The sequence below is a fragment of the Actinokineospora sp. genome (assembly GCF_050699995.1).
Classification (GTDB): Bacteria; Actinomycetota; Actinomycetes; order Mycobacteriales; family Pseudonocardiaceae; genus Actinokineospora.
Genome location: NZ_JBOHGC010000244.1, coordinates 1 through 7,854, shown reverse-complemented (window position 1 = coordinate 7,854; position 7,854 = coordinate 1). Strand labels below are relative to the sequence as shown.

The 7,854-nt window shown below is 70.8% G+C and carries 6 protein-coding genes; 3 read left to right on the top strand and 3 right to left on the bottom strand.

The genetic code is table 11. The features are described 5' to 3' along the window. Positions 1 to 36: 36 nt before the first annotated feature. The 3 genes from ACRDSQ_RS12925 to ACRDSQ_RS12915 all read right to left on the bottom strand — a co-directional run bounded on the left by ACRDSQ_RS12925 (position 37) and on the right by ACRDSQ_RS12915 (position 4,045). Entirely contained in the window at positions 37 to 1,473 is a 1,437-nt protein-coding gene (locus ACRDSQ_RS12925) for a S28 family serine protease (protein ID WP_431421219.1), read from the bottom strand. 130 nt (positions 1,474 to 1,603) lie between these two features. Beyond that, positions 1,604 to 1,924: a hypothetical protein gene (locus ACRDSQ_RS12920; protein ID WP_431421217.1), complete on the bottom strand. Its 321-nt coding sequence runs from the start codon at positions 1,922 to 1,924 to the stop codon at positions 1,604 to 1,606. A gap of 675 nt (positions 1,925 to 2,599) precedes the next feature. Continuing rightward, complete coding sequence (locus ACRDSQ_RS12915) at positions 2,600 to 4,045, bottom strand: KamA family radical SAM protein (protein WP_431421216.1); 1,446 nt, start codon at positions 4,043 to 4,045, stop codon at positions 2,600 to 2,602. 78 nt (positions 4,046 to 4,123) lie between these two features. On the opposite strand from ACRDSQ_RS12915, the gene ACRDSQ_RS12910 reads away from it, so the two are divergent. The 3 genes from ACRDSQ_RS12910 to ACRDSQ_RS12900 all read left to right on the top strand — a co-directional run. Beyond that, positions 4,124 to 5,161 (top strand): L-erythro-3,5-diaminohexanoate dehydrogenase, encoded by a 1,038-nt coding sequence (locus ACRDSQ_RS12910; protein WP_431421215.1) that lies wholly within the window; start codon positions 4,124 to 4,126, stop codon positions 5,159 to 5,161. Between the two features lie 2 nt (positions 5,162 to 5,163). After that, positions 5,164 to 6,768 carry an amidohydrolase gene (locus ACRDSQ_RS12905; protein WP_431421214.1) on the top strand — a complete coding sequence of 535 codons (1,605 nt, stop codon included), beginning with the start codon at positions 5,164 to 5,166 and terminating at the stop codon, positions 6,766 to 6,768. Further along, positions 6,765 to 7,854, top strand: a 1,090-nt coding sequence (locus tag ACRDSQ_RS12900) for a lysine 5,6-aminomutase subunit alpha TIM-barrel domain-containing protein (RefSeq protein WP_431421212.1), incomplete at its 3' end; no start/stop codon positions are given. The genes ACRDSQ_RS12905 and ACRDSQ_RS12900, both read left to right, overlap by 4 nt.

Genomic DNA, 7,854 nt, shown 5'->3' with positions numbered 1-7,854 from the left:
GGGATGATCCGCCGGGGCACGTCCATTCTTCAGGGGTTACAGCGGGCGACGCAGGTTGCGCGGCTCCGCGCGGTCGAGGTCGGTGACCTCGGGAACCGTGATGTCGGCCGACTGCGACGACTGCACGGTCGGAACCGCCACACCAGCCCACCGGCGCAGCGCCGCGGTGGCGGCGTCCCGCTCGGCCGGGACCAGCGCGGCGATGTTCGCCCCGTGGTTGGCGCCCGGCGCGGTGTAGGTGAACGAGTCCTTGCCGCTGGGCACGAACGGCTCAGCGCCCCACGGGTCGTTCTGGCCGTAGACGAACAGCATCTCGCTGGACCGGGTCCGCACCCACGAGTCGATGTCGAGCATCGGCCACGCGTCGTGCCGGGCCCGCAGGTTCTCGGGCAGGCTCGAGTTCGCCTGGTAGAGCCCTGGGTACTTGGTGAGGCCCCTGAGGTGGTCGAAGGTCAGCGACGGCCAACCGAGCTGGGTCGCGGCCTGCCGGAAGTACGGCGCGTAGGGGAGGATCCCCTGGTCGGAGTAGAACGAGAAGCCGCTGACGTTGTCGATGAAGGTGTAGAGCTCATCGGTCGTGGCCGTCGCCGCGGGCACCGTCGCGCAGTCCGCCTGCTTCGAGTACTGCCAGAACGCCCACGCGGTGTCGAGGACGACCATCTCGAACGCCTTGTCGATGTCGCCGAAGACCTGGTTGAAGGTCATCCCGTCGGCCGCCGCGTGCGCCTTGTACTTCTCCAGCATCTCGGTGCGCCTGGTCAGCGCCCCCCGCTGCACACCGTCGAGCCGGGCGCGGCAGTCCGCGTCGGTGCCGACGGTGTCGAAGAACTTGTCGTACGCGCCGTCGAGGCGGTTCATCTTGTCGTTCGGCGCGACGTAGGCGACGACGCCGTCGACGTCACCGGGGTAGAAGCGGCGGTGATAGACCGAGGTCATGCCGCCCTTGCTGGCCCCGGTGGAGATCCACTTCTGCGCGTAGACGGAGTCGAGGGCGTCGACGATGCGGTGGTGGTCGGTGGCGGCCTGCCAGATGTTCAGGTCGTCCCAGTCGGCCGGGTCCGGGCGGCTCGGGCTGAAGAACCGCTGCTCGACGGAGATCTGGTTGCCGTCGACGAGCCGGGTCGGCTCCGAGCGGAACGCGTTCGCCGGCATGTTGTAGCCGGTGGTGTGCAGGATCATCGGCCGGTCGGTGGCCTTGTGCAGCAGCTGGAACCGCTGTTCGAACCGCAGGCCCGAGGGGGCGCGGTGGTCGACCGGCTGGTTGTAGGTGAGCATGAAGAACCGGTACCCAGCGGGCGGGGTAGGGGATTCGGACACCACGGTCAGCCCGGGGATCGCCCGAAGCTGATCAGCGATGTCCGCGCTCTGCGACACGGGCGCCGCGGACACGGGACCAACCCCGGTCGCGATCAGACCCATGGCCGCGGCAGCCACCAACGTGGCCGCGAGCGTCCGACTTCTACGGATGAGCACGCCCTGGTCTCCTTCTGTCATCTCGCCGCGTGGTTCGGCGGCAGGGTTTGCGCGAGTCTTGCGCACCGGGCCGCTCAGCGAAAGAGCGCGGCAGGATCATCCGATGATTGGCGTGGCCCGAGTGGCGGCTTCAGACTTCGCGGACGCTGTCGACCGTGCGCTGGTGGTACTCGCGCATCGTGGCCGCGGGCTCAGCGGCGGTAGCGTCGCCGGTCACCACGGTGGTCACAACTACTAGGCTCTTGGGACCGGCGATGTAGCGGGACCACATCACCGACTTCGTGCTCTTGTAGGTGTACGAGGTGGTGAAGTCGTAGGCGGCGAACTTGCCCGCGACAAGCGCCGGTTTCACGTCGGTGATCGCGACATCGGTCGCACCCGCGTCCCTTAGCGTGTCCGCCTTCGCTCGGACCAGCGCCTCCAGGTCGCGCGGCTTGACCACCGTCTCCATGAACCCCACGGTGAGGTCGGCGCGTGCCCTCGTGCCCAATGGCAACGTGTACACCCGCTGTGGGGGCTCCGTGACCGATTCGTCAGGAGTCACCTTCCGGGGCATTGACACGGCGAACCCCGTGGCCAGGTCGGGGATCACCGTCCATCCCGCACCTGGAGGGATCGGTGCGATCAGCGGCACCGGGGCGGCGGAGGTGGTGGCCGGGGCCGACGACGAAGTGGTCGCTGATGAAGTTCCGGAGCTTGGCGCGGCGGCAGTGCCCGCGCCTGCGCAAGAGGTGCCGCTGAGGGCCACAAGAAAGACGCCGAGGGCGCGGATGAGTGACGATCGCATGGAATCCCCAGTGTGGTGTGAACAGACGAACGCCCCGGCCTTGAACGGCCGAGGCCCGCACACCATAACCGCGCCCGCCAGGAGCTATGAATCGCGCGCCAGGAACTCATCGAGTAGGTCGAACAGCGCCTAGATCGCGTGGGCGCCCTCGTGCGGGGCAAGTTCTTCCGGATCGAACCCGCCGGCGGGAAAGGCGATCTGCAGCACGAGAGACCACCAAACCAGGTTGGATTTCTGCCCGCCCTCGCGGGCGACGTCGCGTTCGGACGCGGCGAAGGACGGTGATACTGGGCCTATAGCGCGCCCCGACCAGACCTCACCTGGTCGGGGCGCGCCTGCTCACGCCTGGTGCTCCGGGTTGTCCCGCCAGAACTGCTGTCCCGTCGCGCCGAGGGTGGAGATGGGGTCGTAGTACGGGTAGCGGCGGCTCAGGATCGCTGCGGCTTCCTCGGCCTCCATGCGTTCCGTGCCCGCGCGGTAGTTCTTCGTCCAGTACGAGATGCCCAGTTCGCGGTCGTACTCGGCGAGCTGGTGGACCCAGCGCTTACCCACATACGGCACGTCGCAGATGATCCGGGGTGTGGCGTAGCCGGGGAGGTAGCCCATGATCGCGTGCTGCAGTTCCTGCGCCTCCCACACCGCGACCCGCCAGTGTTCGGCGTTGGGGATCATGTCGCACATGTAGAAGTAGTAGGGGAGGATGTTCGCCTCGCCCTGCAGCGCGAAGCACAGGTCCAGCAGCGCTTCCGGGGTCGCGTTGACCCCGCGCATCAGCACACCCTGGTTGCGGACGTCGCGGACGCCGACCTCCAGCGCCGTGCGCGCCGCCTCCGCGACCAGCGGGGTCACCGACTGCACGTGGTTGACGTGGGTGTGGATCGCCAGGTTCACCCCGCGGCGCGCGGCCGTTCGGGCCACCCGCTCCAAGCCCTCCACCACGCTCGGCTGCAGCCAGTGCTGCGGCAGACCCGCCAGCGCCTTCGTGGCGAGGCGGATGTCGCGGACGGTCTCGATGTCGAGCAGCCGCATCAGGAACGACTCGAGCTGCTTCCACGGCACGTTCGCCACGTCGCCGCCGGAGACGACCACGTCGCGCACGCCCGGGGTGCGCTTGAGGTAGTCGACCATCTGGTCGTAGCGGTCCACCGGCTTCAGGGTCAGCTTGTGCTTCTCCACCTGCGGCGTCGAGTTGCCGACCAGGTCCATCCGGGTGCAGTGGCCGCAGTACTGCGGACACGTCGAGAGCATCTCCGCGAGGACCTTCGTCGGGTCGCGGTGGGTCAGACCCTCCACCACCCACATCTCCGCCTCGTGCAGCGAGTCGCGCTCCGAGTGTGGGTGCGACGGCCACTGCGGGTCGCGGTCGGACCGCACCGGCAGCATGTAGCGGCGCACCGGGTCGGCGAAGAACGCCTCGGTGAACTCCGGCGTCGTGGTCTCCGCGGTGGGCGCCATCGTGTTGAGCATCTGCGGTGGCAGCAGCATCGACATCGTGGCCAGCTGCTGCTGGTCCGCGGCCAGCTCCTCGTAGAACGACTCCGCGAGCAGGTCGCCGACGACGGCGCGCAGCTGCTTCGCGTTCTTGACGCAGTTGACCCGCTGCCACTGCGCGTCACGCCACTGGGCGTCGGTGACCTTCGACCAGCCCGGGAACCGCCGCCAATCCGGTTCGACCAGCTCACGCCGGACGTACTCATAGGGCTGTTCACCGGCTTGGTGGACCGCGTCGGACACCGTCGTCGCCGGGGTCGCCGGCTTCAGCTCTGCAACACGCAGGGCAGTCATATGTGCTCCTCGCCGTTCGGGTGGCGTAAAGATATGCTGCCATACGACTCGAACGACGTAAATCTTACGGAGGTTGCCTTGACGGAAGCCCGCCCTGTGTCGCCGTACGGGCTGCACCGCGTCCTCGAACCCGCCGGGGTGCTGCCCCAGCAGGCACAACGGCTCGACCCCGACCCGACACCCCGGGCCGATGAGGTCGTCGTCGCCGTGGAGAAGCTCAACCTCGACGCCGCCTCTTACCGGCAACTCCGGGAAGAACACGGCACGGGCGAAGCGGTCCGCGCGGCCGTGCTGGCCATCGTCGAGGCGCGCGGCAAGATGCAGAACCCCGTCACCGGGTCCGGCGGCATGCTCCTGGGCACCGTCGCCGCGGTCGGCCCCGAGTCGCCGCTGGACCTCAAGGTCGGCGACCGGATCGCGACGCTGGTCTCCCTGACCCTGACCCCGCTGCGCATCACCGACGGCCTCGCCGACTGGGACGGCGAAGGTGAGCAGGTCCCGTGCACCGGCACCGCGGTCCTCTTCGGCCGCTCCATCGCCGCCGTCCTGCCCGACGACCTGCCCGACGGCCTCGCGCTGTCCGTCCTCGACGTCTGCGGCGCGCCCGCCCTCACCGACCGCGTCGTCCGCGACGCCGGTGAAGGCGCGTCGGTCTGCGTGTTCGGCGGCGGCGGCAAGTCCGGCTCGCTCTCCCTGGTCGCCGCGCGCCGCGCCGGAGCGGGACGCGTCGTGGCGCTCGTCCCCACCGAACGCGAAGCCGAGGCCGTGCGTGCGGCCGGACTGGCCGACGAGGTCGTCATCGCCGACGCCCGCGACCCCCTGGCCGTCGCCGAAGCGGTCGGCACCCCGGTCGACGTGACCGTCGTCTGCGTCGACGTCCCCGGCTGCGAGCACGGCGCGGTCCTCGCCACCGCCCAGGGCGGCACGGTGATCTTCTTCTCGATGGCCACGTCGTTCGCCGCCGCCGCGCTCGGCGCCGAAGGGCTCGCCGCCGACGTGCGCATGCTCATCGGCAACGGCTACGTCCCAGGTCACGCCGAGTTCGCCCTCGACCTGCTGCGCGCCGAGCCCGGGGTGCGCGCCCTGTTCGAGTCGCGCGAACGGCAGACTGCTTGACCATGACCACCGCGCACCCCCGGACCACCCTGCTGACCGGCGGAAAGATCCACTCCCCGGCCGACCCGCACGCCACCGCCATGGCCGTGGAGGACGGCATCGTGGTGTGGCTCGGCCAGGACTCCGTCGGCCGCACGATGTACTCCGGCGCCGACGAGACCGTCGACCTCGACGGCGCCTTCGTCGCGCCCGCGTTCGTCGACGCCCACGTGCACGCCACCTCCGCGGGGCTGCTGCGCACCGGGCTCGACCTGACCGGGTGCGCGACGCTCACCGAGTGCCTCGACGCCGTCCGCGCCCACGTCCAGCGCACCGGCAACGCGCTGGTCTGGGGCCACGGGTGGGACGAGACGACGTGGCCCGAGCGGCGCACGCCCACCCGGGCCGAACTCGACGCCGCCGCGCAGTGCGCGCCCGTGTACCTCTCACGCATCGACGTGCACTCCGCGCTGGTGTCCTCGGCGCTGCTGGAGCACGCCCGCGGCGCCGAGGGGTTCAGCGCCGACGGCCCGCTGAGCAAGGACGCCCACCACCGGGTCCGCCGGGCGGCCCTGGCCACGATCACACCGGCCCAGCGCGCCGAGGCGCAGACCGCGTTCCTGCGCCACGCCGCGGAAATGGGCATCGCCTCGGTCCACGAGTGCGCCGGTCCCGACATCTCCGGCACCGACGACTTCACCGACCTGCTCGCCCGCATCGACGGCCCCGAGGTCGTCGGCTACTGGGGCGAGCGCGGCTCCGCCGAACTCGCCGCCCGCCTCGGCGCCCGCGGCCTGGCAGGCGACCTGTTCGTCGACGGCGCGATCGGCTCCCGGACCGCCGCCCTCTGCCACCCGTACACCGACGCCCCGGACACCAGCGGGGCCCTCTACCTCGACGCGCCCGCCATCGCCGAGCACCTGCGGATCTGCACCGAGGCGGGCATCCAGGCCGGGTTCCACGTCATCGGCGACAGCGCCGTCGCCGAGGTGATCGAGGGGTTCGCGATCGCGGAGAAGACCGTCGGCCGCGAAGCCCTCGCCGGGTCCCGGCACCGCCTCGAACACCTGGAGATGGTCACCGCGGAGCAGGCCGACCGGCTCGGTCAGTGGGGTGTCGTCGCGTCCGTGCAGCCCATGTTCGACGCCACCTGGGGCGGACCGGACGGCATGTACACCGAACGCCTCGGCGAACGCGGCACCACGCTCAACCCGTTCTCCCGCCTCGCCGCCACCGGTGTGATCCTCGCGTTCGGGTCCGACGCCCCCGTCACCCGCGTCGACCCCTGGGCCACGGTCCAAGCCGCCGTGCACCACCGCACCGACGGCCACGGACTCTCCGCACGGGCCGCGTTCACCGCACACACCAAGGGCGGCTGGCGCGCCGCGGGCGTCGACGACGGGATCACCGGGACCCTGCAGCCCGGCGCCCCCGCGACCTACGCCATCTGGGACGCCCCCGAACTCGTCACCGCCACCCCCGACTCCCGCGTGCAGCGCTGGTCCACCGACCCGCGTTCCCGCGTCCCGGCCCTGCCGCCGCTGCACCCCGGCGCCGAACTTCCCGTCTGCCTGCGCACCGTCCTCCGCGGTCGCACAATCCACCACCGCGAGGAGCACCACCAGTGAGCCAGACTCGGGCCCTGCTGGACCTGGACCCCAAGGTCGTCGCCACCGCGCGCGGCCTGGCCGCCAAGGCCGCCGCGCCGGTCATCGACCTCGCGCGCGCCCACACCACGGTCGCCGTCGAACGCGCGACCCTGCGCCTGGCCGGGATCACCGGGGCCGACACCACCCACCGCGCCGGTGACGTGCCCTGGGTCAACCGGGTCGTCGACACCGTCCGCGAGCACTGCGGCCTCGAACACGGTGTGACGCTGCCGGTGTTCCACGCGCTGCGCGAGCACGACCTCGGCAGCCTCACCGAACTCGCCGAGGCCACGGCCGCCGGGCAGATCCAGTTCACGATCCCCACCGGCCGCGCCGCCACCTCCGCCGCGAAGGCCGCCCGCGTCGCCGTCGCCAAAGGCCTGCGGACGGTCGACCGCAACCGCGGCCGGCGCGACAAGCTCGTCACCAAGCTCGGCGAGCCGCCCCGGCGCCCCTGGATTTACCTGATCGTGGCGACCGGAGACATCGACGAGGACGTCGTGCAGGCCGCCAACGCCGCGCGCGCCGGCGCCGACATCATCGCCGTCATCCGCTCCACCGGGCAGTCGCTGCTGGACTACGTCCCCGAGGGCGCCACCCACCACGGGTTCGCGGGCACCTACGCGACCCAGGAGAACTTCCGCATCATGCGAGCCGCGCTGGACGAGGTGTCCAAGGAGGTCGGCCGCTACGTGCGGCTCACCAACTACGCCTCAGGCCTCTGCATGCCCGAGATCGCGGTGCTCGCGGGCCTGGAACGGCTCGACATGATGCTCAACGACTCGATGTACGGGATCCTCTTCCGCGACATCAACCCGATCCGCACCTTCGTCGACCAGCGGTTCTCCCGCCAGGTCCACGCGCGCGCCGGGATCATCATCAACACCGGCGAGGACAACTACCTCACCACCGCCGACGCCGTCGACGCCGCGCACACCGTCACCGTCTCGCAGCTGCTCAACGAGCGCTTCGCGCACGAGGCCGGGCTGCCCGACGAGCTGCTCGGCCTCGGGCACGCCTTCGAGATCAACCCGAAGGTCCCCGACTCGTTCCGCCTCGAACTGG